Genomic DNA, 25,231 nt, shown 5'->3' with positions numbered 1-25,231 from the left:
GTGGCCGGTCCGCAATTCACCATCTGGGGTCGCCTCAACTCCCACAACGTCAAGAAAGTCGCCTGGTTCGCCGAGGAACTGGCACTGAACTACGTCCGTCACGATATCGGCGGCAAGTTCGGCTATACCGACGAGTACCTCGCCAAGAACCCGAACCGGCTGGTGCCGATGATCGAGGACGGCAAGCTCACTCTCTGGGAATCGAACGCGATCCTGCGCTACATGGCGGCCGAATACGGCGGTGAGCGCTGGTTCCTGCACGATCCCATCGACCGCGCTCTCGCCGACCGCTGGATGGATTGGCAGATCACTTATGCCGAGGCCCAGCGCGTGCCGTTCCTCGCCATGGCCCGCACTCCGCGCGAGCAGTGGGACATGGCCGCAATCGAGCGTGACACCAAGACCTGCGCCGCGCACCTGACCGTGCTGGAACGCTACCTTTCCGAGAAGCCCTGGCTTTCCGGCGGCCAGTTCGGGATCGGCGACATTCCCATGGGCGTCTATGCCTATACGTGGTTCTCGCTGCCGTTCGACCAGTTCGAACTGGACCGGCCCGAGTTTCCCGCGCTGGCCGACTGGTACGCCCGCCTTCACGAGCGGCCCGGATATGGCCAGCAGGTCATGATCCCGCTCACCTGACCCTCCCATCCAAAGGCCTCCCGCATGATCACCTCCACGCTCAATACCGCGGTCGAAACGATCATGCGCGAGGTCACGCGCGATGTGATCCTGCCGCACTACCAGTCGCTCTCGGCCGAGCAGATCGTCAGCAAGGCGGTGAACGACGTCGTGACCGTGGCCGACCGCGAGAGCGAGGCGATCCTTGCCGAGCGCCTCACCGCCCTGCTCCCCGATGCCGCCGTGGTGGGTGAGGAAGCGACCTTCGCCAACGAAGACGAGCTGCTGAAGCTCAAGGACCGGCTCTGCTGGATCGTCGATCCGCTGGACGGCACCAACAATTTCGCCTCGGGCAAGGCCCCGTTCGGCATGCTGATTGCCCTTGCCGACAAGGGCGAGACGCTGGGCGGCTGGATTCTCGACTGCCTCACCGGCCGCTTCTGCCACGCCTCTGCGGGCGGCGGTGCCTGGGTGGACCGCGAACGCCTCACCGCCCGTGCCACCGGGGAAGTGCCGCCCGTCGCCGCGATCTCGCTGATCTTCACCGAGGAATCGCGACGCGAACGCATCCGCACCGAAGTCGCCCCGCACTACCGCCTCGTCGACATCCCCCGCTGCGCCGCCGAGCAATATCCCCGCCTCGCGCTTGGCCAGAACGACGTGGCGATCTTCGAACGCACCCTGCCGTGGGACCATGCGGCGGGCGCCCTGTTCCTCAACGAAGCTGGCGGCATGGCGGCCCGGCCGGACGGCAGCCCCTACCGCGTGGACGAGTTCGAGAAGAAAGGCCTCATCGGCGCCTCCAGCCCCGCCCTGTTCGAAGGCCTCGCCACGCGCCTTGCCGCGCTGGAAGACTGACGTTCACAAGGTGACGCTCCGGTTGACACAGTTGACACGGTCCTGAGTGAAAGGTGTCACCTTGTGCAAAGGTGTCACCTTCCGCTCCCGACCGTCACCTTATGCCGCCAAAAATCCCGCACGTTTCCGACGATTTCAAAGATCCCAAATATCCGCAACCTTGGCAGATCTTCGCGATGTAGGAAAACCTGCCATTGACCTGAAATCACAACCGGATGACATCGGCACCGACATTCGGAGTCGTCCATCCGTGCGTATCTCACTCATTTTCCTCGCAAGTTTTGTGTTACTCGTGCCCTCGGCCCAAGCCGCACCGCAGCAGCTTGGCGCCATCTGGCAGCGAGGCAACGATGCTATCGTCGTTGCACCTTGCCCGTCCGACGGCGATAGCGACGACTATTGCCGCGCCGTCGAAGTCACCCAAGGCGCGCAAGCCACGCCACTGGGCGCCGGCTACATGGACGTAAAGTTGCTCTGGGCCTCGCGCTCACCCGACACTACGCCCAGCGTCGTCGTCCTGGGAGATTCCGGTGGGTCCGGGGGCGAAGGCGATCTTTTCGTTGTCGGGTTCGACCAGCGGCTCACGATCCGGAAACTGAGCGGCGAACGCATGGACAGCGTGGTCGTCAGAACCGATCGAGATTCGCCCCGCTTCGCGCTGCCGTTCGACATCGAGTACTTCAATGGCGCGCCCCATGCCGCCCCAGCCATCGTCATGCTGCCGGTCCGCTGGGCAGAAGATGAGCAAGGCGGGGATTTCGCGCTCGATCCTGCCGTCATGACCGATCCTCCGCCATCCCGCCGCGAATTGGCGTCCCGCCTGACCGCAATTCAGGGGGAATTGCGTGGCTGGGCGCAAGACAAAGATCCGGCTTATCCCCTCTATCCGCGGCAAGAATCCGCCCTGGGCACGCCGGTTACCGTGCAGACGCTCGCCAATCTCGCGCTTTCGGGACATTCCGATCTGGCGCGGGAACTGCTTCATCTCGCTTGGCCCGAAAACAGGGCGAAGAATGGAAATCCGTCCAACGGGGAAGAGGCATTCTGGGCGGACTTGTGCGGCAGCATCGCCAACCATCCCTTATGGAAACGGCTCGCTCTGGAGCATTTGCCTCATGCCGACCTGATCTTGGCCGGGGCCGCAGAAGCGCGACCACTGCCCGCCAAATAGAAAACCCCTCCCGCCTCGCGGCGGAAGGGGTTTTTCTTGCTTGCTGCTCGGGGATAAGTTCGAGCGTGGCGAGGCTCAGAGCTCGCCTTCGATCCAGCCCTTCAGCGCACTCTTGGGCGCGGCGCCGAGCTTCTGGGCGACCGGCTGGCCGTCCTTGAACAGCACCATGAGCGGGATCGACTTCACGCCGATCTGGCCGGGGATGTCGGTGTTGGCCATGATGTCCATCTTCGCGATGGTCACCTTGCCAGCCAGTTCCTCGCTGATTTCCTCCAGCGCGGGGCCGATCATCTTGCACGGGCCGCACCAGTCCGCCCAGAAATCGACGAGAACCGGCTTGTCCGACTTCAGGACGTCGTCTTCGAAGCTGGCATCGGTAACGGCAATAGTCGCCATGAACTTGAACTCCTCGGGGGGTATTTCGGGTTGAACGCAATCTAGGGAGGATTTGTTGCGTGGCAACGCCCCTGCCCACATAGCTTTACTGGACCTGTGCAAAGTCCGGCTTGTGCGCCTCCAGCACTTCGCCCGGAACCGCGATCAGGCGCGGGACCGAGGTATAGAGCAAGGCCACCTCCACTATCCGGCCCGGAAACGCCACTTCCAGCGCAGCGGCGTATGCCGCCATCTGGCGCAGGACGCCCTTCGGCACTTGCTCCAGACGTTCGGGCGGACGGCGCGCGGTCTTGTAGTCGACAAGGCGAACGCGGCCCGGCTCGACGACCAGACGGTCGATCGTGCCCGCCACCACTTGTCCGCCAACAACGGCAGCCACCGGCACTTCGGCCAGACTTCCGGGGCCGAACAGCTCGGCCCAGGCAGGTTCGTGAACCACCGCGAGTGCACTTGCCAGCATCGCCTCGCGCGCGGCCTCGTCGAGATCGGCGGCATTGCGGGCGAGCCATTGCCAGCCCGCTTCCTCGCGCATGTCCGCCGCCACTTGCGGCAGGCGTTCGAGCAGCTTGTGCACCAGCGTACCGCGCCGCAGGGCATCGCGGCCGGCGCCCGGCGGGAACGGCGGATCGGGCGCATCCTCCTCACCCAGCGCAGACGGCGCGAGCGGGCGCGGCGGGCGCGGTTCGGCAGGCGGTGCGCGTTCGAGCCAGCGCGGCAGCGGCTCGCGCAGCGGCAGTTCGACCGAGCGGACTTCCGGCGGCAGTGGTTCCGGCAGCGCGCCATAATCACAACGGCTGCCCCAGATCGCGTCCGGCGCCTCCGCGCCATCCGGGAACAGCGTACGCAGCCGCGCGTACCAGCTCTTCTCGGCCGGTCCGTCCTTGTCGCGCTTGCCCAGCGCGCCGCCGACGAACAGCGCTTCCTCGGCGCGGGTCATGGCGACGTAAAGCAGGCGCCAGTGCTCCTGTTCGTCCCCCTCACGGTTTTCGGCGATCTGCGCGGCGATGCGGCCGACTTTCTCGTCCTTGGAGAGCGGCGGCAGCGGCACCTTGCGGCGCGTCTCGCGCGGGTCCGTGAGTTCGAAACCGCGTTCGCGCGCCGCCTCGGGATTACCGGTGGCATCGGCGAGGATGACGATGGGCGCCTGCAAACCCTTCGAGCCATGCGCGGTCATCACGCGGACAAGGCCCTGCGCCGCATCCGCCTCGCGCTTCAGTTCCCCGTCCCCCGCATCGAACCATGCGAGGAAGCCCGCAAGGCTCGGCGTATCGGTCATGACATAGGCCTGCGCGGCGTTGATCAGTTCATCGATCGGATCGTTGGCCTCGCTGCCGAGCCGCGCCACCAGCTTGCGTCGTGCCTGCCACGGCCCCACCAGCAACCAGTGCAGCATCGCCTGAGGCGGCGCATAGTCGGCCCGAGCCAGCAGCTCGCCCAATTGCTGCATGACCACGCCGATTTCGGGGCCGGATTGCGTGCGCAAATGGTCCCAGAGCCGCACGCGCTTTTCGCGGTGACCGAAGCGAAGCAATTGCGCCTGACTCCAGCCCACCAGCGGCGAGACCAGCAGGCTGGCGAGCGTCAGGTCGTCAAGCGGTTGCACTGCGAAGCGCAGCGCCGCGATCAGGTCCTTGACCGCCAGCGGCGCGCCAAGGCGCAAGCGGTCGACGCCCGCGACCGGCACACCCGCAGCATGGAGCCGTGCAACGATCAGGCCCGCCAGTTCCTTGCGCTGACGCACCAGCACCATGATGTCGCCCGCGCCGGCACGACGCGGCTTGCCCTTGTGCAGCGCGAAGCCGGGACCGCTGGGGTCCAGCCACGCCTTGACCTGCTGCGCGATCCGCTCGGCCATCTGCCGGTCCGGACGCGAGAGCCAGTTGGGCTGCGCGCCGTCATTGTCGTCGGTTTCGAGCGGCTCTTCCTCGTCGAATTCTTCCGCGACCGGCTGCCAGAGCGCGACATAGCCCGGGCGTTCCTGCCCGACATGGCGCTCGGCAGGACGGTCGAGGCCGAAACTGGCATGGCCGATGCCGCCGATCGCCTCGTCCACGAAGTCCAGTACGTGCTGCGCGGTGCGGAAGCTGCGATCTAGCCCCAATTCGACAAGCCGGCGCGGCGCGAACCTGCTGCGCAGCATTTCGGCATTGCCCGCCGCATCCTCCATCAGGCCGCGCACGCGGTCAGCGGCGCGGCGGAAGTTCTCCGGGCTGGTGCCCTGAAAGCGGAAGATCGCCTGCTTGTAGTCACCCACCACGAAGAGCGTGCGCATCGTTTCCACATAGCGTTCTTCGTGCTGGCCAAGGCCCGCCCAGAACTCTTCCGCCATGGCGAAGACGATGTCCCACTGCGCGGCATTGGTGTCCTGCGCCTCGTCGACAAGGATGTGGTCGAAGCGGCGGTCCAGCTTGTAGCGGATCCAGTCGGCCGACGCCTGCCCGCGCAGCAGGTCGGCGGCGCGGCGGATCTGGTCGTCGAAATCGATCAGGCCTTCGCGCTGCTTGGCCTCGTCCCAGGCAATGGCGAAAGCGCGGCCAAGCCGCAGCGCGGGCACAAGTCTTTCGGCAAGGCCCAGCAGCGCTTTCACCTCACGGATGCGGCCAAGGCATTCGCCGACGCGGATCGCATAGCCCTGGTAATCCGGTTCGAACTTCGCGAGGTTCTTGGCGCTGCGAACTGCGTCGTCCTTGGTGAAGAGCGCGCCGTAGACGTCCTCCACCTGCTCCGCCCTGCGCGCGGGTGAGAGCATGAGCCATGGCACCAGCACGTCGGTCGCCTTGTGGGCAGTGCCGGTGTTCCACTCGGCGAGCACTTCGCAGCAACGCCGCAGCGAGCGCACGTCGAACGCCTCATCCGTACACATCGCCGCCAGCATGTCCTCACTGGCATCGCCGGGCAGGCCAAGCAGGCGCAGCACGTGGTCGCGCATGTCGCCCGCCTGCCACGATCCCGGACCGAACCACGCCTCACGCGCGGAGGCGCAGCGCAGCAGGAAGTCCATCACCGAATCCGGCCCGTGCCGCAGCGAGAATGCGGCAATGGCTTGCAGCAATTGCGGATCGCCGAACGGTGTTTCCTCTGCCTCCACCAGCAGATCGGACAGGACCTGACGCGCCAGCAGCGTCCGCTCGCGGTCTTCCATCGGCCGCGTGCCGGGAACGAGGCCCGCTTCGAGCGGGAAGGTCGCCAGCAGCCACTGCGAAAAGGCGTGAATGGTATCGATCCGCAGCCCCCCGCCGGGACAGTCGAGCACGGCCGCGAACAGCGTGCGCGCGCGGCTCATCGTCTCGCGGTCGGTCGGCGCGCCGATGGCTTCAAGCCTCAAGAATAGCTGGGTTTCCTCCAGCCGCACCCACTCGGCCAAAGTGCCGTTGATACGCGCGGCCATTTCCGTCGCGCCCGCCTTGGTGAACGTCAGGCACAGCACTTGCGACGGCGAGACGCCCTCTTGCAGCAAAAGCCGCAGCACGCGCGAGGACAGCACTTGCGTCTTGCCGGTGCCCGCCGATGCGGACAGCCATACGCTGTCGCGCGGGTCCACGGCGCGCATCTGGTTGCCGTGAAGCGGATGGACGGCGGCGGGACCGCTCATGCGCCCTCTCCCTCAGTTCCCGATGCGGGACGACTTCCCAGCGATGTGATCCACTCGTCGAGCCGCATAAGCTGGTCATAATCGGCATAGGAGCCGAGTTCGGGATTGAGCCGCGCCGTGAACGGTTCGGTGCCCAGGATCCAGCGATCCAGCGCGTCGTTCAGGAAATCCTCGGTCCTCGGCATGAACTCGTCCGGCGCGATGCCGGAGCGCTTGCCGGCTTCCTTGAGCGGCGTGGTGGTGTAGCCGATGGTGTCCTTGCTCTTGGCCATCGACCAGTATTCGAACGCTTCCGCTTCGCCCCGGATCGTGAGGTCCTGAAGGTCCTTGAACCCGCCCGCCTCGGCAATCATCGCAACAAGACCCAGTTGGAGCGCGAAACCTTCCTCCACGCGGCGCGTCGAAGGCGGCGAGCCGGTCTTGTAGTCCACAACGCCCAGCTTCCCGTCGGCCAACCGGTCAAGCCGGTCCGCGCGGCCGTGGATGCGGATGTCGCGGTAGCGCATTTCGCCCCGCGCCTCGGTGGCGATGACGCGGCGGCCGTGGGTCTTGTGGGCAAGCACCATGTCGCGGAACGTATCCAATGCTGCGGACAGACGCGGCCACCAGAGCGCGCGCATCAGCGGATGCGCGTTCTTCTCGGCCAGCACTTGCCGGGCAATGGCGTGGAGTTCGTTCACCGGTTCGCCCGCCTTGTGCCAACGCTCCATGACAAGGTGGGCGACTTCGCCCTTCCAGGCCGCGCTTGGCTCCGCATCGAGCGCATCGAGCCGCGAAAGGCCCAGCACGGCATTGGCGTAGAACTCGTATGGATCGCCGCGCAGCCGGTCGAGCCCGGTCACTGAAAGGTCAACGCGGCGCTGGTCGGCGCCCGGCATCGGCTGCGGGCGCGGGTGCGGCGGTACCGGTGCAGCATCGTCGATCATGCGCGCAAGGCGCAGCGCCTCGCTCTCGACATGGCGCTCGGCCTGCTCGCCCAGCAGCGCCTTGACGCGCAGCACGAAGCGCGACGGGATCACCGGCCCTCCGGCATCGCGCAGCGACCAACTCAGCAGCACCTCGGGCGCGCCAAGCGCCGCCGCCAGATCGTGCGCGGCAAGGCCGATGCGGAAGTCAGCCCCCGGCACGCCAAGAGCGCGCAGCACGGCGGGCGGCAGTAGCGCGTCCTGCGAGGGGCTCGCAGGCCAGACGCCTTCGACCAGACCGCCGCAGATGACGAGATCGGCGCGGCTCATGCGCGCTTCGAGCAAGCCGTAAATCGAAACGCGCGGATGGCCGCCCCACGGCGGGCGCACCGCCGCGCGGTCCATCACGTCGCGCAGCATGGCGTGAAGCTCGCGCGGGTCGAACAGCGTGCCGGCAGAGGCGGCAGCGGCGCGCAGATCCTCGACCATGGCGCTCAGCGCGCGGCCGTCGGGACCGGACCAGATCGCCTCGCCGCACAGCATTTCCGCTGCATCGGCAAGGCGGCCAAGCATCGTTTCCAGCGGGTCACCCGTCTCCAGAGCAAAGAGCGGCATGAGCACCGCCTCCACTTCGGCCCACCAGTCGTCCAGTTTGCGCTCTGCGGCGATGCCCGCCAGCGCGGCAAGGCCGCCGCCGGGGCGCGGCCCGCGCAGTGCGCGGTCAAGCTTGCGCGCATTCTCCAGCCACTGCGCGCGCCGTTCTCCGGCACCGGCGAGCGGATGGACCAGCAACGCTATCAGCGGCACCGGCGCGGCCTGATCGGCCATGACTTCGGTGAGCAGCAGCATGAGCCGCCCCGCCGCCGTCTGCGCCAGCGGCAAGCCCGCAGTGTCGTCCGCCGCAATACCCCAGCGCGTAAGATGCGCCACGACGCGCGCGGCTAGACCGCGATCGGGCGTGATGACCGCGACGCGCCGCTCAGGCACTTCCAGCGCCTCGCGCACGAGAATCGCAATGGCCTGCGCTTCCTGTTCGGGATGCGCGCTTTCCATCAGGCGCACGCCCGGCAGGCGGCGCTGTTCAACCGGCAAGTCCACCCAGAGTGTCGACGCCTGCGGCGGCAGGAACAGGTTGGAAATCACCGTGCTGCGCGAAGGGGCCGAGGCGCCGGGGCCGGAGCGGTGCCAGGGCGCCACTTCGCCGCGCGATACGCCCATGCGATTGAGCAGCAGTTTCAGATGATATTGCGGATGCGTCACCGCGTCATTCGGGCCGAACGGCGGATCTTCGGGCTCGACAGGGTGTCCGGCAGTGCCGAGTTCGTCCCACACGTTCTCGGGCAGCGCGAGATCGAAGTCCGGCAGCACCACGCTGCCTTCGGGCAATTCGCTGACGACGCGCAGCAACCGGGCCAGTGCGGGCGAGGCACTGGTGACACCCGCCGCGACCACCGGGAACGGCGGCGGCGCGGCGCGCCATTCGCGCGCGGCATGCTCGAACAACTGGTTGCGCCGCTCGGGCGCGTCGATCTCACCGCGTGTCGCCAGTTCCGCCAGCCAGAACTGCTGCACCTTCAGGAACGTGCGCGTATTGTCGGTCCAGTGCCCGGCCATTTCGCCGACAATACCGATGACGCGCTCGCTCATCAGGTCGATGGGAGCAATCCCTTCGACCAGCAGCCGATCCATGGTGCGCCCGATTTCCCAGGCACGACGCAGCAAAGCCGCCCCTTTACCGGCGGCATCGCCCTCGATCTCATGCAAGTAATGGGCGAGGCGCAGCCAGCGGCGGGTGGGGTCGGCGGCGGGTGCGATCTCGGCAGCGCCCAACGGATCGAGCAGCGGCCCCAGCGTCTCGTCGAGATCGAGATCGCCGACCACCGCCATGCGCGGCAACAGCAGGCCCGGCGTTTCGACCGTACCGGCATGGCGCACGAAAGCCTCGGTCACGGTGCGCACCGCGCGGCGGCTGGGCAGCAGCAGGGTCAGCCGGGCAAGGCCAAGCTCGCCCTGCCCGTAGCGCGGCGCGAGTCCAGCTACGAGGGCATCGGCGAAACCACGATGGGCAGCAATCGAATAGACTTTCGGCCCTGCCCTGTCAGGCACGGGTCAGCCATTCCTCGGTGGGCCTGATGGCCCCGGGTTCGCCCACTTCGAACCACAGGCCGGTGTGGACGATGCCGAAAAGACGGCCTTCCTCGATGGCGCGGCTCCACAGCAGGTTGGTGGAGAACGGCCCTTCCGGCGCATCGCGCAGCAGGCGCTTGGACACGAGCTGGATGCCCGAATAGATGAATGGCGCCACGCGCCCTTGCTTGCGGCGGCTAACACGGCCCGCCGGATCGAGATGGAAATCGCCCTCGCCGCGGTAGTTCATCGCGCGCGGGTGCGGCACCATCAGCAGCAGCGCATCCATCGCCGCCTCGTCCCACCCAAGCGAAAGCTCGTGGAACACATCGACCGGGCCATCGAGCCAGATATTGTCGCTGTTGAGGCAGAAGAACGTCTCGGGCAGCAGCGGTGCCGCCTTGACCATGCCGCCGCCGGTTTCGAGCAGTTGCTCGCGCTCGTCCGAAACAGTGATCGCCGGGCCCTTGCGGCGCACCTTCAGATGCCCCTCCAGCGCGTCGGCAAGATAGTGGACATTGACCACCACCTTGGTGACGCCTGCCGCGTCCAGCTTGTCCAGCGTATGGTCGATCATCGATTTGCCCGCCACGCGCACCAGCGGCTTGGGCTGGGTAGCGGTAAGAGGCCGCATCCGCTTGCCGAGACCGGCGGAAAGCACCATCGCCGTGTCGCTGGCGAGCGGAAGGGTGTTCATACCGCAAAGCTCCCGCCGTTGGTCACGCGCAGTTCGTCCGGCACATTGGCATCGAACCAGTGCGCCACCGGCTCCAGCGCAGGATGGGCAAGATCGCGCTCAAGCTGCGCCCAGACGCGTGGAATCAGGTCGAGATAGCGGGGCTTGCCGTCACGCTTGAACAGGCGCACGAAAATGCCCACGATCTTGGTGTTCCGCTGCGCGCCGAGGCGGGCATAGTCGGCCAGGAAGGTCTCGCCATCGACGCCGGTCGCGCGCAGGTAATGGTCGAACATCTCCGCCTCCAACTCGGGCGAGACATCGCGCCGCGCGTCTTGCAGCAGCGAGACGAGGTCATAGGCCGGGTGGCCGACCAGCGCGTCCTGAAAATCGAGCAGACCCTGCTTTTCCAGCGCGCCGAGCAGCATGATATTCTCGGCATGATAATCGCGCAGCACGGTCACGCCGGGGCGCTGGCGGGGCAGCATTTCGCCCAGCACACTCTCCCACGCGGCGGTGAAACCGGCGGCATCGAGCTGCAGCCCCTGCGACGGGCCATACCATTCGAGGAACAGCCGCACCTCGCGCTGATACTCGCTCATCGAATAGTCGAGGAACGGCCCGGCCGGCAGTCGGTGCAACTGCACCAGCGCATCGACCGCGCCCTTGTAGATCGCGCGCTCGTCATCCGGCCACTGGTCGATGTAATCGCGCATGCGCGCATCGCCGAAGTCTTCCATCAGCACGAGGCCACGGTCGGCCCGCTCGGCCAGGATGCGCGGCGGGCGCATGCCGTTGGCGTCAAGCCAGCGCGCGGCGCGCAGGAAGGGCTGCGGATCCTCGGTGGGCGGCGGCGCGTCCATCAGCATCGCGCATTCGCCGTTCGTCCCGCGTACGCGGAAGTAACGGCGGAACGAAGCGTCGCCGACCAGCGGCTCTACGGCGGCGCCGTGCCATCCGGCATCGGCAAGGAAGGGTTCGAGGCCCTCGGGGAGATTGGCGGGAATCGTGCTCATTTCGGGACTCGCCCTACCCAATCCGCACCGGCTTCGACAATGGCGATCCGCCCCTCTTCCTCAACTTCCAGCGTAATCGAGAGGCAACCCGGCTCATGTGCGAAGCCGCCGGCATGATCCGGCCACTCGGCGATCAGCGCGGCGCCCTGCCGATAATCGTCGAGACCGATCTCCTCTGCCTCGGAAGGATGCTTGAGCCGGTAGAAGTCCGCATGGACCAGCGGCAGGCGCACGGCGGGGGGATCGTAGACCTCGACAATGGCGAAACTGGGCGAGGGAACGTCGCCCTCGTGCCCCAGCCCGGCGATGATCGCGCGGGCCAGCGTGGTCTTGCCCGCGCCAAGGCCACCTTCCAGCGCCACCACGTCGTCGGCGCGCAGCACATCGGCAATGGCGCGGCCGAAACGGTCCATCGCCGCGAGATCGGGAAGCGAGATTCTCATTCCGGCAGCTCCACCAAGGCGCTCGTCCCCTTCCCGCGCTCCGAAACGAGCCGCAGCGCGCCGCCATGCGCCTCGACAAGCTGGCGGGCGAGCGGCAGGCCAAGGCCCTGACTACGCTCCACCGTCTTGCCGTCGGCGCTCTGCTTCATGCCGTCGAGCGCGAGCGCAAGGTTGCGGCCATCCATGCCCTGCCCGCGATCCTGTACGAGAATCTGGAGCACGTCCTCACCGTCTCCGCCCTCCGATTTGCGGCGCGCGATCTGCACGAGAATGCGCTGGCCGCGCCGCGAGGCGGCGATGGCATTGTCGACCAGATGGCCGATCGCCCGCGCCAGTCGGCGGCGGTCGCCCTGGAATGGGCGCAGCAAGCCATCGGCGCGCAAGTCCAGCACCAGCCCGGCGCGTTCGAGCCGTGCCGCCCGCTCCTCCACCACCGCGCGGATGAAGGGCATCGGGTCGATCTCCTCCTTCTTGAGCGGTAGCAACCCCGCCTCGCTCTGCGAGAGATCGAGCAGGCTGTCGATATGCTCGCCAAGCTGGTCAACCGAAGCGAGGATCGCGGCGACATATTCGTGCCCACCGGGATCGAGTGAGCCGCCCACGCCCGCTTCCAGCAGTTCGGCAAAACCGCCGATGGAAGTGAGCGGGGTGCGCAATTCGTAGCTGATCTTGGCAAGGAAGCGCGTCTTGATCGCGTCTGCCTCAATCAGCGCCTCGTTGCTTTCACGCAGGGCCGCCTCGGCCTTCTGCGAGTCGGTAATGTCGAGCACCGCCAGCAGGCCATTGCCGTCGGGCAGCGGCACGCCCGCATATTCAAGCATGCGCCCATCGGCGAGCACGGTTCGGCCGCCCTTCTGCACGCGGTCGAGCGCGGCGGCGCGCACGACATTGCCGACCGTCTCGGCTTCGGTCGGACGCTTGAGGCGCGGGGCAATCTTCTTGAGCAGCGCCTCGACATGCGGGTGCGTGTCGAGGAAGTCGTTTTCCAGCCCCCAGTCGGCAGCGAAACGGCGATTCCACAACTGCATGCGGCCATCGGGCGCGAAGACCGCAATCGATTCGAACAGACTGTCGAACGTCGCGGTGCGCGTGCGCAGCAGGGTATCGCGGACGGCGGAGAGGCGAAGCTGCTCGGTCCGATCCTCGGCAATCAGCAGCAGGCCGCCATCGGGCAGCGGCTGGGCAACGATGCGCAAGTGCGAACCGTCCGACAGCGTCCACGCTTCCTCATGGCTTTCGCTGGAGGCGAACCATGCCGCCTTCTCGCGCCGCCAGGCGGGAAAATCGCGCGCTTCGGGAACGCGTCCGGCATCGCGCGCGGCGTCGAGCAGCCGTTCGAACAACGGCGGATCCTGCAAGGCGCCCTGCGTCAGCTTGAAAATGCGCTGGAACGGCTGGTTGGCGAAGCTGAGACGCTTGCGCCCGTCGAACTGGGCGACGCCGGCCGAAAGCTGGTCGAGCAGCGCGCGCTGGGCATCGCGGAACGCGCGGAACGAGCGCGACATCTCTTCCAGATCCTCGATGTCGACGGCATAGCCGGCAACCCCGTCCTCGCCCAGCGGCAGGTCGCTCACGCGCATGGCGCGGCGCTGGCCGTTGATCGTAGTCGAGACGATGCGCTGGATCGGCGCGCCCTTCTGCGCCGCCACCCGCGCGACTTGGGCGGGGCCCACACCGTCGACGATCTCGACCAGTTCGGTGCCTGCGGCCACCACGGACTGCGCGCTCTCCCCGCCGACGGCGGTGACATAGGCGGAATTGACCAGTTGCAATTCGCCGTCGGGACGGCGGAACCACATCGGCATCGGCGCCGCCTCGATCAGCGAGACGAGCGCGGTAAAATCACCGCGCGCGCGTGTGGCTTCCTCGCGCAGGCGGCTCAGTTCGCCCTCGCTGTCGGAAAAGTCGAAGGCCCACACCAGGGCCGCGCCGCCGGGCGAAACTTGTGGATCGGCCAGATGTCCGCGCAGCGCCAGCGAACGCGACGAATTACGCGGGGTCACGACCATGCGGAACGGCGTGGCGGTCTTCTGCGTGCGGCGCACCGCCTCGGTCAGTTCGGCCACTTTGTCGGCCGGCAGCCCCCGGTCGCCGCCGTCGAGTTCGGTCAGAAACTGCGGCACCGTCTCGAAGCCCAGCCACTGCGCGAGGCGCGGGCTGGCCTCGATCCGTCCGTCGGAGCGGACCAGCAGCGGGATCGCGGGCGATTCCTCGACCATGCGGGCCAGCCTGCGGGCAGAGCGCAACTGCGCCTCGGCGCGTTTCTGGCGGCCTCTCGCGGAGAGCACGGCCCATGCCGCCGCCAGCATCCAGGCAGCGAGTAGCAGACCGACGATGAGGGGTACGAGGCGTTCCTTGTCCATTCGCCCTTGGCTATGATGCGCCGGAACTACAAAGACAATGGGGAGAGTACCGCAGTGCCGGTACTCTCCCCATGTTGTTCGCGGGTTGTGTAGACTTCCGCGCTTCTTTTCACCGTAGCCCCCGCGAAGGCGGCGGTCCCGCTTGTTCTGCGGGCGAGAAAGAAAGAAGGAAGCGGGGTCCCCGCCTGCCCTACGGGCAGTTTATCCTGAGCGGCCGGCCTGTCGGCCAGCCGAAGGGCGGGGACGACGGAGCCTGATGGTGATCCGTAGAGATCGCCCCAACCCCGTCGCCACCTCAAATCAGTAGCGGTAGTGGTCCGGCTTGTACGGACCAGCTTCCGGCACGCCGATGTAGTCGGCCTGCTTCTTCGAAAGCTTGGTGAGCTTCACGCCCAGCTTGTCGAGGTGCAGCGCGGCGACCTTTTCGTCGAGGTGCTTGGGCAGAACGTAGACGCGGTTCTCGTACTCGTCGTTCTTGGCGAAGAGTTCGATCTGCGCGAGCGTCTGGTTGGTGAAGCTCGACGACATAACGAAGCTGGGGTGGCCGGTGGCGCAGCCCAGGTTCACCAGGCGGCCCTTGGCGAGCACGATGATCTGCTTGCCGTCCGGGAAGGTGACGAGGTCGGTGCCCGGCTTGACTTCCTTCCAGTCGTAATTGTCGAGCGCCGAGATCTGGATCTCGCTGTCGAAGTGGCCGATGTTGCAGACAATCGCCTTGTCGCGCATGGCTTCCATGTGCTCGCCGGTGATGACGGCTTCGTTGCCGGTGGCGGTGACGAAGATGTCGCAGCGCTTCACGGCGTCTTCCATGGTGACGACTTCATAGCCTTCCATGGCGGCCTGCAGCGCGCAGATCGGGTCGATTTCGGTGACCATCACGCGGGCGCCGCCGTTGCGGAGCGAAGCGGCCGAACCCTTGCCGACGTCGCCGAAGCCGGCAACGCAGGCAACCTTGCCGGCCAGCATCACGTCGGTAGCGCGACGGATCGCGTCGACCAGCGATTCCTTGCAACCATAGAGGTTGTCGAACTTCGACTTCGTGACCGAATCGTTCACGTTGATCGCGGGGAACGGCAGCTTGCCGTCCTTGGCGAGGTGGTAGAGGCGGTGAACGCCGGTGGTGGTTTCTTCCGAAACGCCCTTGATGGCCTTGACCGAGGCGGTCAGGTAGCCCGGACGCGCCTTGAGGAAGGCGTTCAGCGCGCGAACGAATTCGATTTCCTCGGCGTTCGAAGGCTCGAACAGCGGCTCACCGGCTTCGACGCGGGCGCCCCAGAGCGCGAACATGGTGGCATCGCCGCCATCGTCGAGGATCAGGTTGGCGGTCTGGTCGGGATTTTCTTCCGTCGACCAGTCGAAGATCTTGCCCACGTAATCCCAGTAATCGGCCAGCGATTCACCCTTGATCGCGTAGACCGGGATACCGGCGGCGGCGATGGCGGCAGCGGCGTGATCCTGGGTCGAGAAGATGTTGCAGGTGGCCCAGCGCACGTCGGCGCCGAGAGCGACCAGCGTCTCGATCAGCACGGCGGTCTGGATCGTCATGTGCAGCGAGCCGGTGATGCGCGCGCCCTTGAGCGGCTGCGATGCACCGAATTCCTCGCGCAGCGCCATCAGGCCCGGCATTTCGGTTTCAGCGATGGCGATCTCGGTACGGCCGAAATCGGCAAGCGAGATGTCGGTAATGGCGTAGTCGGGGGCGGTGGTCGTGGCCACGGGCGCGAACTCCTGGAAGTGTTGCCTTTACGGCCCCCGCACCGGAATGGCGAAGGGCGCCGCGATGGTGCCGTCCCTACCCGCTCGCTCGGCCGGAAGCAAATATAAAGATATCTTTATATCCGATTTTTATCGCGCGCCGGCGCACCCTTGAAACGCAAGAAAGGGGCGGAAGACCGCAGTCTCCCGCCCCTTTCTTCAATGCGCGTCGAGTTTACGCGAGATCGAAACGATCCGCGTTCATCACTTGCGTCCACGCGGCCACGAAGTCGCGCACGAACTTCTTGCCCGCGTCGGCGGCGGCATAGACTTCGCTGATTGCGCGAAGCTGCGAGTTGGAGCCGAACACCAGATCGGTGCGCGTTGCCGTCCACTTCTGCTGGTTGCTGACGCGGTCGGTGCCGATGAAAGTCTCATCCGCCTCGTCGTCAACCTGCTTCCAGGCCGTCTTCATATCGAGCAGATTGACGAAGAAGTCGTTCGTCAACTGCCCTTCGCGGGTCGTGAAGACACCATCCTTCGAACCGCCGAAGTTGGCCCCCAGCACACGCAGGCCGCCGACGAGCACGGCCATCTGCGGAGCGCTGAGGCCCAGCAGTTGCGCGCGGTCCACCAGCAGTTCCTCGGTCGGCACGTTGTAGGGGACCTGGATGTAATTGCGGAATCCATCCACGCGCGGCTCCAGCACCGCGAAACCATGCACGTCGGTCTGTTCCTGCGTGGCATCGACGCGGCCGGGAACGAACGGAACCTCGATCGGCGTACCGGCATCGGCCGCCGCTTTCTCGATCCCAACGCCGCCGCCGAGCACGATCAGGTCGGCAATCGAGACCGACTTGCCGGCACCGGCCTTGATGTCCTCATAGACCTTGAGGACCTTGGCCAGCTTGGCAGGCTCGTTAACTTCCCAGTCTTTCTGCGGAGCAAGCCGGATGCGCGCGCCATTGGCACCGCCGCGATGGTCCGAACTGCGGTAGGTCACCGCCGAGGCCCATGCCGTGGAGACCAGTTCGGCAACCGACAAGCCCGACGCCCGGATCTTGTCCTTCAGCGCTGCAACATCCGCCGCGCCGATCGGTGCGCCGTCCGCCTTGGGCAGTGGGTCTTGCCAGACGAAGTCCTCCGCCGGCACGTCGGCGCCGAGGTAGCGCGCCTTCGGGCCCATGTCGCGGTGGCAGAGCTTGAACCAGGCCTTGGCGAACTGATCCTCCAGCCATGCCGGTTCGGCGCGGAAGCGTTCGAGAATCTTGCGGTATTCGGGGTCCGCCTTGAACGCCATGTCGGCGGTCGTCATCAGCGTCGGCACGCGCCGGTCGGGACTGTGCGCGCCGGGCGCCATGTCTTCGGGCTTCTGGTTCACTGGCTGCCATTGCTGCGCACCGGCGGGGCTGTGCACCAGTTCGTACTCATAATCGAGCAGCATGTGCAGGAAGCTCATGTCCCATTGAGTGGGCGTGGGCGTCCAGGCACCTTCGAGGCCGGAGGTGATCGTGTGATCGCCGAATCCGCTCTCATGACCACTCAGCCAGCCGAGGCCTTGCTGCGCAATATCAGCGCCCTCCGGTTCGAGGCCGACCTTGGCGGCATCGCCCGCGCCGTGGCACTTGCCGAAAGTATGGCCGCCCACGGTAAGTGCGGCCGTCTCGATGTCGTCCATGCCCATGCGGGCGAACGTCTCGCGCACGTCGCGCGCCGATCCGATCGGGTCGGCATTGCCTCCGGGGCCTTCCGGATTGACGTAGATCAGGCCCATCTGGATGGCCGCCAGCGGATTTTCGAGAACCATTTCCTTCTCGGGCTGGATGCGGGTTTCGGCGCCCTGCCCGACCCATTGCTCCTCGGTGCCCCAGTAGACGGCGATTTCCGGCTCATAGACGTCGGCACGGCCGCCCCCGAAGCCAAGCACCGGCGCACCCATCGATTCGAAGGCGACATTGCCGGCCAGGATCATCAGGTCCGCCCACGAAAGCTTCTCGCCATATTTCTGCTTCACCGGCCAGAGCAGGCGACGCGCCTTGTCGAGATTGGCGTTATCGGGCCAGGAATTGAGCGGCGCGAACCGCTGGTCGCCCGCACCGGCACCGCCGCGACCGTCACCGATGCGATAGGTACCCGCACTGTGCCAGGCCATGCGGATGAAGAAGGGACCATAGTGGCCATAGTCCGCCGGCCACCACGGCTGGCTATCGGTCATCAGCGCAGTAAGGTCAGCCTTGACCGCAGCAAGGTCGAGCGACTTGAAGGCGGTGGCATAGTCGAAATCCGGGTCCATCGGGCTGGGGCTGACGCCGCCCTGCCGCAGAATGTCCAGACTGAGCTGGTTCGGCCACCAGTCACGGTTGGTGCGTCCGAGGAGCGATCGCACGGGTTCGCCGTGCATCGGGCAGCCACTGGTCTTCGCGTCCATGGGTTCTCTCCTTGTTGATCCTCTTCCCGGCCTTGTCGATCCCTGCTTCGGGGATTCAGGTCATGAGGTCGGTATGTGAAGGCCTGACGATCAGCCGCAGCAAACGGGGTGCCGCAACAGCAGGCTCCCGCATGAAAGACGTGTCGAAAATCCTGAGACCCCTGGCCATGGGTCGCTCCCGGAATCGTCTGCCAACGGCGGGAGAGTGCCAGAATCCGACAGGCGATCAAAGGCCGTATTGTACTGATCGGTCATGCATAATTCCGATCATCAATCGAGAAGGATTAGATGAAGGCACCATGGCGGACGCGCGCGACGGGCGGATGACAAAGTCGGTTTCGACTCATCCCGCGCACAAAACGACCTGCCGCCGGGGATGTCCATCCGGGGTGTTTTCCGCCTCCTGTCGCGCTCGGTGGTGACTTGGCACAGGAGGCGGAAAATCGGCGCTGCAAGAACCCCGACGCTTCAGGACCTTGCAACGCACTCCCTTGCGGGCAGCCGGGAACCCGACTGCCGCGAAACGAATGAACTTGCGAGCGGGCTCGTAGCGACCCGCCGCGAAAAGACAAAGGGAATCGGCATCCTGTCGCGTTAACCCGCCATCGTTTCAGCGATGGCACCCGGAAAAGCGCATGCCGTAGTCGCGTTTCCTCCCCTTCAGGACGCCGAACGTCCCTTGGCTTGCTGTTGCCGCCAAATATTACAGGGATAAGACGATAATCTTGCCCCTTAAGTCAAGGTGTTTCGAAAAACTCATCCTTTAGAGCATCATGCGCCAAATTATAATTTACGCCCGTAGTTAAATTGGGAACGAAATCGAAAAATCCGGACGATTTTTATCACTCACCTTCTGGATCTCAGCAACATGGACAGCGAGTGAACCCAGCCGACAAGGAACCGCAAATCACCAGACTATAAAACCTGCAATATCCATCAATTTCAGGCGCCGGACGCGCCATGGGTATCGCCGCCCTGTGAAAGATAAATTCCGTATCAAAACGTTGATAAGCCTTTACATGCGCTTTGGCGGTCCGAGCAGACATGGATAAAGCCTCGCAATGGCTGACAGCGATCACAATTGGCGCTTATGGGGTGAGCGCGATCCTTATTACGCGGTTCTCACCGATGCCCGCTTTCGCAGCGGCAATATCGATGCAAACCGGCAGCATTTCTTCGAGAGCGGACAAGCATTCGTCGCCCATTGGGTTGCGCAGATCGAACGGCATTTCGGTGCCTTGCCGCGCGAACGCGCGCTGGATTTCGGATGCGGTGTAGGGCGGCTGACCATTCCGCTATCCGGGCACTTCGGTGCGGTCGTCGGGCTCGATATTGCGCCGGCCATGCTGGAAGAAGCCCGTCGCAACAGCGAAGGGCGGCAAATCGATTATCTCCTGTCCGACGACACGCTTTCGCGGGTCGAGGGCACGTTCGATTTCGTCAATAGCTGCATCGTATTTCAGCATATCCCGGTCGCGCGCGGCATGGTACTTCTCAGCCAGTTGCTTGAGCGCGTGCGGCCCGGCGGTGGATGCCTCATCCAACTGTCCACGAAACGCAATCAAAGCCTCTGGCACAAACTGGGCTATCATATTCGCCATATCGTTCCTGGCGGACAGGCCGTGCTGAATCTGCTTGGCGGCAGGGCTGCCGATACGCCGGTAATGCAGATGAACGAGTATCCATTGGATGCCGTTCTTCGCCTGTTTCACGAAAAGGGTTTTGGCGAGATACTGGTGCGCTACGAAGACCATGACAGCACCGACGCAGCAATGCTTTGCGCACGCCGGCATTGACGGCTGAATTCGGTTAGCCGGACTGCCGCCAGATCAGGGCAGCACCGTCTGCAAAAGCAGTACGAGCACACCGGCCGCGGCCACGTAGCCGAGGCAAATCGGCACCGTGCTCGCCAGTGTTTCCCCCTCACGCCCAACAAGGCCGACCGTCGCCGTGCCTGCAACGATATTGTGCGGCGCAATGATGTTGCCGATCGCGGACCCCACGCTCTGCCCTGCAAGCGCCAACCCATGCGGCATGCGTACGGCATCTGCGGCCGCGACCTGGAAATTGGCAAAGATAATGTTCGAAGCGGTCCCCGATCCCGTCACGAACGAGCCGAGCGCGCCCACCAGCGGCACCGCCAGCGGCCAAAGCCGGCCGAACAGCGTGGTCACACCCACGGCCAGCGCATCGATCAGCCCGCCATGGACCATGAAACGTGCCAGAGTAAGCACCGCCACCAGCGCGATGGCGACTTGCGGCAGCCGCCGCGCCGCCGCGACCATGGAGGTGCCGACCAGTCGCGGCGACGAGCGATGGACCACCGCCGTCACCAGAAACGCCGCCATCAGCATCGTGCCGGGATGATAGAACGGCAGCATCACGTCACCAAAGCCGGTTCCGTATGTCCATTCGATACGATCGGCCCGCAGCGCCGTGCGCAGCGGCCCGATCAGGCGACTGCCGAGGATCAGCACCACCAGCACGATGTACGGCAGCCCCGCCATCAGGACGGCCGTGACGCCCGGCCCTGAGCGGCTGGAAGCGGAAGGCCCCCGCCGCAGCCACGCGACGAACAGCGCACCGCCCAGCAATGCGCCGCCCAGCGCCGGCAGTTCAGCTCCCGTCAGCATGGCGACCACTGCCGCTGCGCCGAAGAAGCACACGGCAGCGACGAGAGCGAAACGCCGCGCCATCGGCGTGGCGTCATTCGCTCCGGCCGCTCCTGCTATCGCCGGCCCGACCGCCGCATAGCGCACGACCAGCAAGGTCATGACCCAGCCAAGGCAGGCATGGAGCAGCAGAATCTCCAGAGCCAGTCGCCGCTCGTCGAGCAGACCGGCCTCCAGCAGCGGTACCATCGGCGCGCCTACGGCTCCGAACGACACCGCAACGACATGGCCCAGCAGCGCCGTCAATACCGCGCGCGAAGGCGAAACCCCCAGCGCCACCAGCATGGGCGCCAGAATGGCAACCGGCGTACCGAAACCCGAGGCACCTTCGAGGAACAGCGCGAAAAACCAGCCCAGCAGCAGCGCCGTCGCCGCCGGACTATCGGAGATCGAGGACAGCCAATTGCCGATCACGCCGGTGGCGCCGGTGTGGGTCTGGTACTCGTGGATCGAGAGCGCGGGAAAGATGATCCACAGGATCGTCGCGGCCGTGAAGGCCGCCTCCAGAATGGGGCCTGCAAGATCCGCCGGAGTTTCGCCGAACTGGAAAACCACGACCGCCACGGTTGCCGCCGCGACCGCTGCCACTGTCCCCGCCACCGCCGCCGACCAACGCAGCACAGTCATCAACAGCACCAGGAGGAGGATCGGAAGGATCGCGAATCCTGCCACGGGTCAGCCCCGGCGTTCGACCTGGACCGGATGAAGCGGCGCGCCCGTGTCCTCGAACGCGCTGATATTGGCGATGGTGGTGCCGGCGATGGCTGTCATCGCCTCCCGCGTGAAGAATCCTTGATGCCCGGTGATGAGCACGTTGGGGAAGGTCATCAGCCGCACGAAGACATCGTCGCGGATCACCTGTTCGGACAGGTCCTCAAAGAACAGGTCTTCCTCTTCCTCGTAGACGTCGAGCCCGACGTAGCCGATCCGCCCGCTCTTGAGCCCGTGGATTACCGCGCGCGCATCCATCACCGCGCCGCGGCTGGTGTTGATCAGCATGACGCCGTCCTTCATCGCCCCAATCGCCGCACGGCCGATCAGATGGTGCGTATCCGGTGTGAGCGGGCAATGGAGCGTGATGATGTCGCACATCGCGAAGAGTTCATCGCGCGGCACATAGCGGCCACCGATGGCTGTCAGTTCAGCCGTCTCGAACGGATCACTCGCCACCACCTCACAGCCGAAACCCTTGAGGATCCGGGCGACGTTGATGCCGATCTTGCCGGTACCGATCACCCCGGCGACCTTGCCCTTGAGGTCGAAGCCGAGCAGGCCTTCCAGCGCGAAGTTACCCTCCCGCACGCGGGCATAGGCCTTGTGGATCTTGCGGTTGAGCGTGAGGATCAGCGCCACCGCATGTTCGGCAATGGCGTCGGGCGAATAGGCGGGCACGCGGCCAATTTCGAGGTTCAGATCGCGCGCTGCGTCCAGATCGACATTGTTGAAACCGGCGCTGCGCAGCGCGATCAGGCGGGTGCCCTGTCCGGCCAGAATGTCCAGCTCAGCCCGGCCGAGATGGTCGTTGACGAAAGCACAGATGCAGTCGTGTCCGCGCGCCAGATCGGCGGTCGTCACATTGAGCCGGGACTCGTACCACGAGAAGGCATGCCGCCCTCCGGTGGCCTCGTTTGCCTGCTCCAGGAATTCACGGTCGTAGGGTCTCGTGCTGAAAACGGCGATCTTCACGCGAGTTCTCCAGAAGCCATGACGAATTCGAAGGGAGACAGGTATTTACCTGACAAACCGCGCGGCCGCTGTCGCCTGTCATCGACGATATGTGCAGCGGGTGGGACGACCCGATCCGGATATCCGATTTGAGGCCCAAATCCCGGGCCGGATGCCCGGCGATGGCGGCCTGAATCAAGGCGCGGGCCTGACCGCGTCGATCACCGTGAGGTGTTCCAGCGGCTCGGCACCCACGCGCGAATCGGTAATTAGGATGGTCGCGCCGGGCGTGAGGGCAGCCTTCACTTTTTCATAGAAGCCGCGTGGCAAGCGCAGACGGTTGAGCACGGCCTCGTCGACCGCGCGCCCTTCGTCGTCGCTGTGGCCGGGCAGGCCGACGAAGACCCATTGCGGCTTGCCGCCCTGCGTCACGAGCGTAATGACATGGCTGCCGGGATCATCGTCATTCACTTCGGCAATGCTGCGGCCGATCTCCGTCCCGTTGCGCAGCACGACCACGCGCTGGTCGAGCTTGGAAACGATGATCGAGAGCGGCCCCTCGCGCTCCAGTTCGGGCTTCCAGCGATACTGCTCGCCGCCTGCCAGAGGTTGATGCTCGACCGCTTCGCCGCGATTGTTGAACGGGGTGAGCAGGCTGTTCTCGCTGGTGCGCATATGCGTGGCGGCGTCGCCTTGGACAACGACCGTGACGCCCAGCTTGGTGATGGAGAACAGTTCGCGCGCGAACTCATAGGGCAAGTGAACGCAGCCGTGGCTCTCGGGATAGCCGGGCAAGCCGCCCGCATGAAGCGCGACACCATCCCACGTCAGCCGCTGCTGATAGGGCATCGGCGCGTTGTTGTACGTGCTGGAGCGGTGCTTCGCATCCTTCTGAAGGATGGTGAAGACACCAGTCGGCGTGGCATAACCGTCCTTGCCGCTGGATACCGTGGCCGCCGCGATGCGCACGCCGTTGCGATAGACCAGCGCAATCTGCTTCGAGAGATCGACATAGACCAGGACCGGCCCCGAAGGCGCCACGGTCGGCGCCCAGACCCATTGGCCGGGCTTGAGATTCTCGATCCGCCGCGCGAATTCGGGTGGAGACGTTGCCTTGGCGCCTTGCGCGAAGCCAGGGTTCGTCCAGCACATTACGCCAAGCACACATGACGCGCCCAGCGCCAGCCTTGTTCCTGCCTTCATCAGGTCCTCTGCAACTCCACGTCGAACGGCCGCTCCGCGTTCCGCCGGTACTGCCTTCAGCAGGATTTCAGCGGACTGTGCCGCGCTGGATGAAATTGACGATGGCGAGCAGGATCACCGCGCCGAAAAACGCCACGATCAGGCCGACGATGGAGAATTCCTTGACCGATCCGGCAATTCCGAAGCGGTTGGCGATGAAATTGCCGATCACCGAGCCGACGCAGCCGACAACGATGTTCCAGACAATACCCATCGATGCGTCGCGGTTCATGACGAGACTGGCGAGCCAACCGGCGACACCGCCCACGATCAATGCGATAATCCACCCCATGTCCATCTCCTGACCTCTTCCAGCCGCTCAAGACCATCCTGAACGTACCGAAAGTGCTGACACACCAGAACATCGAACTTTTAGTAGAACACGTGCAATGCAGACTGCGCCCGGATGCTTCGATCGTCAATGGATACTGTGTGTTTTCACAGGGTCACAGGCGGCTATGGGTTTTCGGTCTGCTCGGTAAGCCGCACCATCAGGGTATCGGGACGGACCCATGAAAGCAGCGACGAGGCACGGCTGCCCACTGCCAGTTGGCGCAGAACGCCGCCGCCCTGCGTCCCCAGCACGACAAGGTCCGGCTGATAGGCCTCGATCGCCTTACCCAATGCAACCTCCGGCTCGCCGCCTGCCAGAACGCCCTCGATCCGACCGGGATTAAGGTCCGCAAAGTCCGACGAGGCGAGGAATTCGGCCATGTCTCCCTCGGCGCGGGCCAGCGTTTCCTCCATCACGTGATCGGCCACACCCCAACCCTCGAAACCAACGTGGAACACGTGCACCACCCGGATCGCGGCGTCGGGAAACAGGCGGGCCGCTGCCAGAACGGCCGCTTTCGACGCTGCCGAAAAGTCGCTGGGCACAAGCAGGCGGCGATAGAGCCCCCGCTGGCGCTGCTTGACCACCAGCACCGGCACTTCGGCATGGCGGACAAGGTAATCGACCGCCGTGCCAAGGAAATAGTCCGAAATCTGGTTGAACCGCGCCACCCCGGCCACGATCAGCGCCGCACCCTGTTCCCCGGCGACCCGCGCGATGGTGCCCGGCGGCGAGCCTTCCGGCAGCAGGATTTCAGCACCCTCGCCCAGTTCCGGCAGAGTCTCGCGCACGCGGCTTTCGACCAGTTCTTCCAGCAGCCCGGTGTGGCCCTCCGGCTTGACGACATGGACCACTTTCACCGCCGCGCCGAGGTCGCGTCCCAGTTCGAATGCACGGTCAATCGCACGGTCGCTTCGGGCGCTGAGGTCCGTCGCCACCAAGATCGCACCCATCGACATCGCCAATCTCCCTGCTGAAATCGCTCCGGGATCCGGAAACCTAATCGAAGCCGGCGGCAAGGTCACGCCTC

General features: G+C 65.4%; 18 protein-coding genes. 4 read left to right on the top strand and 14 right to left on the bottom strand.

Features of this window, described 5'->3' with window-relative positions; all coding sequences use genetic code 11:
• From EDF56_RS02025 to EDF56_RS02015, 3 genes are all read left to right on the top strand, one after another.
• Nucleotides 1-639: a glutathione S-transferase family protein gene (locus tag EDF56_RS02025; protein WP_132385059.1), complete on the top strand. Its 639-nt coding sequence runs from the start codon at nucleotides 1-3 to the stop codon at nucleotides 637-639.
• A 24-nt stretch (nucleotides 640-663) separates the two neighbouring features.
• Nucleotides 664-1,476, top strand: coding sequence for an inositol monophosphatase family protein (locus EDF56_RS02020; RefSeq protein WP_132385058.1), 813 nt, complete (start codon nucleotides 664-666; stop codon nucleotides 1,474-1,476).
• Between the two features lie 160 nt (nucleotides 1,477-1,636).
• The gene (locus tag EDF56_RS02015; RefSeq protein WP_132385057.1) at nucleotides 1,637-2,647 is read left to right on the top strand and encodes a hypothetical protein; all 1,011 of its coding nucleotides are present in this window, start codon (nucleotides 1,637-1,639) and stop codon (nucleotides 2,645-2,647) included.
• A gap of 75 nt (nucleotides 2,648-2,722) precedes the next feature.
• Here the strand turns inward: EDF56_RS02015 and trxA are convergent, their stop codons facing one another.
• The 9 genes from trxA to katG all read right to left on the bottom strand — a co-directional run bounded on the left by trxA (nucleotide 2,723) and on the right by katG (nucleotide 18,288).
• Nucleotides 2,723-3,043 carry a thioredoxin gene (gene trxA / locus EDF56_RS02010; RefSeq protein WP_132385056.1) on the bottom strand — a complete coding sequence of 107 codons (321 nt, stop codon included), beginning with the start codon at nucleotides 3,041-3,043 and terminating at the stop codon, nucleotides 2,723-2,725.
• A gap of 85 nt (nucleotides 3,044-3,128) precedes the next feature.
• Complete coding sequence (gene addA / locus EDF56_RS02005) at nucleotides 3,129-6,635, bottom strand: double-strand break repair helicase AddA (protein ID WP_132385055.1); 3,507 nt, start codon at nucleotides 6,633-6,635, stop codon at nucleotides 3,129-3,131.
• A complete protein-coding gene (gene addB / locus EDF56_RS02000) occupies nucleotides 6,632-9,646 on the bottom strand; it encodes a double-strand break repair protein AddB (protein ID WP_132385054.1) in 3,015 nt (1,004 codons plus the stop codon). Before addB ends, addA begins: the two co-directional genes overlap by 4 nt.
• Entirely contained in the window at nucleotides 9,639-10,364 is a 726-nt protein-coding gene (locus EDF56_RS01995; RefSeq protein WP_132385053.1) for a nucleotidyltransferase family protein, read from the bottom strand. The genes addB and EDF56_RS01995 overlap by 8 nt, the downstream gene beginning before the upstream one ends.
• A complete protein-coding gene (locus EDF56_RS01990) occupies nucleotides 10,361-11,359 on the bottom strand; it encodes a phosphotransferase (RefSeq protein ID WP_207904598.1) in 999 nt (332 codons plus the stop codon). Before EDF56_RS01990 ends, EDF56_RS01995 begins: the two co-directional genes overlap by 4 nt.
• Nucleotides 11,356-11,802: a tRNA (adenosine(37)-N6)-threonylcarbamoyltransferase complex ATPase subunit type 1 TsaE gene (gene tsaE, locus EDF56_RS01985; protein ID WP_132385052.1), complete on the bottom strand. Its 447-nt coding sequence runs from the start codon at nucleotides 11,800-11,802 to the stop codon at nucleotides 11,356-11,358. The genes EDF56_RS01990 and tsaE overlap by 4 nt, the downstream gene beginning before the upstream one ends.
• Nucleotides 11,799-14,165 carry a PAS domain-containing sensor histidine kinase gene (locus EDF56_RS01980; RefSeq protein ID WP_132385051.1) on the bottom strand — a complete coding sequence of 789 codons (2,367 nt, stop codon included), beginning with the start codon at nucleotides 14,163-14,165 and terminating at the stop codon, nucleotides 11,799-11,801. The genes tsaE and EDF56_RS01980 overlap by 4 nt, the downstream gene beginning before the upstream one ends.
• A 300-nt stretch (nucleotides 14,166-14,465) precedes the next feature.
• Complete coding sequence (gene ahcY / locus EDF56_RS01975; protein ID WP_132385050.1) at nucleotides 14,466-15,881, bottom strand: adenosylhomocysteinase; 1,416 nt, start codon at nucleotides 15,879-15,881, stop codon at nucleotides 14,466-14,468.
• A 214-nt stretch (nucleotides 15,882-16,095) separates the two neighbouring features.
• Complete coding sequence (gene katG, locus EDF56_RS01970; protein ID WP_132385049.1) at nucleotides 16,096-18,288, bottom strand: catalase/peroxidase HPI; 2,193 nt, start codon at nucleotides 18,286-18,288, stop codon at nucleotides 16,096-16,098.
• Between the two features lie 1,061 nt (nucleotides 18,289-19,349).
• Between katG and EDF56_RS01965 the strand changes: the two genes are divergently transcribed.
• Entirely contained in the window at nucleotides 19,350-20,084 is a 735-nt protein-coding gene (locus EDF56_RS01965; protein WP_132385048.1) for a class I SAM-dependent methyltransferase, read from the top strand.
• A 33-nt stretch (nucleotides 20,085-20,117) separates the two neighbouring features.
• Here EDF56_RS01965 and EDF56_RS01960 read toward each other — a convergent pair whose 3' ends face one another.
• The 5 genes from EDF56_RS01960 to EDF56_RS01940 all read right to left on the bottom strand — a co-directional run bounded on the left by EDF56_RS01960 (nucleotide 20,118) and on the right by EDF56_RS01940 (nucleotide 25,160).
• Complete coding sequence (locus tag EDF56_RS01960; protein ID WP_279389693.1) at nucleotides 20,118-21,632, bottom strand: L-lactate permease; 1,515 nt, start codon at nucleotides 21,630-21,632, stop codon at nucleotides 20,118-20,120.
• A gap of 3 nt (nucleotides 21,633-21,635) precedes the next feature.
• On the bottom strand, nucleotides 21,636-22,646 hold the full coding sequence (locus EDF56_RS01955) for a 2-hydroxyacid dehydrogenase (protein ID WP_132385047.1): 1,011 nt from the start codon (nucleotides 22,644-22,646) through the stop codon (nucleotides 21,636-21,638).
• A gap of 174 nt (nucleotides 22,647-22,820) precedes the next feature.
• Nucleotides 22,821-23,777 carry a L,D-transpeptidase gene (locus tag EDF56_RS01950; protein ID WP_243652409.1) on the bottom strand — a complete coding sequence of 319 codons (957 nt, stop codon included), beginning with the start codon at nucleotides 23,775-23,777 and terminating at the stop codon, nucleotides 22,821-22,823.
• A gap of 118 nt (nucleotides 23,778-23,895) precedes the next feature.
• Nucleotides 23,896-24,159 carry a GlsB/YeaQ/YmgE family stress response membrane protein gene (locus tag EDF56_RS01945; protein ID WP_132385045.1) on the bottom strand — a complete coding sequence of 88 codons (264 nt, stop codon included), beginning with the start codon at nucleotides 24,157-24,159 and terminating at the stop codon, nucleotides 23,896-23,898.
• A gap of 164 nt (nucleotides 24,160-24,323) precedes the next feature.
• Nucleotides 24,324-25,160, bottom strand: coding sequence for a universal stress protein (locus EDF56_RS01940; protein WP_132385044.1), 837 nt, complete (start codon nucleotides 25,158-25,160; stop codon nucleotides 24,324-24,326).
• Nucleotides 25,161-25,231: the final 71 nt, after the last annotated feature.

The sequence above is a fragment of the Novosphingobium sp. PhB165 genome, assembly GCF_004341845.1.
Lineage (GTDB): Bacteria > Pseudomonadota > Alphaproteobacteria > Sphingomonadales > Sphingomonadaceae > Novosphingobium.
This window is presented reverse-complemented; position numbering and strand designations above follow the sequence as displayed.

Excerpts from the sequence above, each read along its gene's own strand:
- EDF56_RS02020 (WP_132385058.1), top strand. The coding sequence starts at position 664 with ATGATCACCTCCACGCTCAATACCGCGGTCGAAACGATCATGCGCGAG.
- trxA (WP_132385056.1), bottom strand. The coding sequence starts at position 3,043 with ATGGCGACTATTGCCGTTACCGATGCCAGCTTCGAAGACGACGTCCTG.
- addA (WP_132385055.1), bottom strand. The coding sequence starts at position 6,635 with ATGAGCGGTCCCGCCGCCGTCCATCCGCTTCACGGCAACCAGATGCGC.
- EDF56_RS01995 (WP_132385053.1), bottom strand. The coding sequence starts at position 10,364 with ATGAACACCCTTCCGCTCGCCAGCGACACGGCGATGGTGCTTTCCGCC.
- EDF56_RS01990 (WP_207904598.1), bottom strand. The coding sequence starts at position 11,359 with ATGAGCACGATTCCCGCCAATCTCCCCGAGGGCCTCGAACCCTTCCTT.
- tsaE (WP_132385052.1), bottom strand. The coding sequence starts at position 11,802 with ATGAGAATCTCGCTTCCCGATCTCGCGGCGATGGACCGTTTCGGCCGC.
- EDF56_RS01980 (WP_132385051.1), bottom strand. The coding sequence starts at position 14,165 with ATGGACAAGGAACGCCTCGTACCCCTCATCGTCGGTCTGCTACTCGCT.
- katG (WP_132385049.1), bottom strand. The coding sequence starts at position 18,288 with ATGGACGCGAAGACCAGTGGCTGCCCGATGCACGGCGAACCCGTGCGA.
- EDF56_RS01965 (WP_132385048.1), top strand. The coding sequence starts at position 19,350 with ATGGCTGACAGCGATCACAATTGGCGCTTATGGGGTGAGCGCGATCCT.
- EDF56_RS01950 (WP_243652409.1), bottom strand. The coding sequence starts at position 23,777 with ATGTGCTGGACGAACCCTGGCTTCGCGCAAGGCGCCAAGGCAACGTCT.
- EDF56_RS01945 (WP_132385045.1), bottom strand. The coding sequence starts at position 24,159 with ATGGGGTGGATTATCGCATTGATCGTGGGCGGTGTCGCCGGTTGGCTC.
- EDF56_RS01940 (WP_132385044.1), bottom strand. The coding sequence starts at position 25,160 with ATGTCGATGGGTGCGATCTTGGTGGCGACGGACCTCAGCGCCCGAAGC.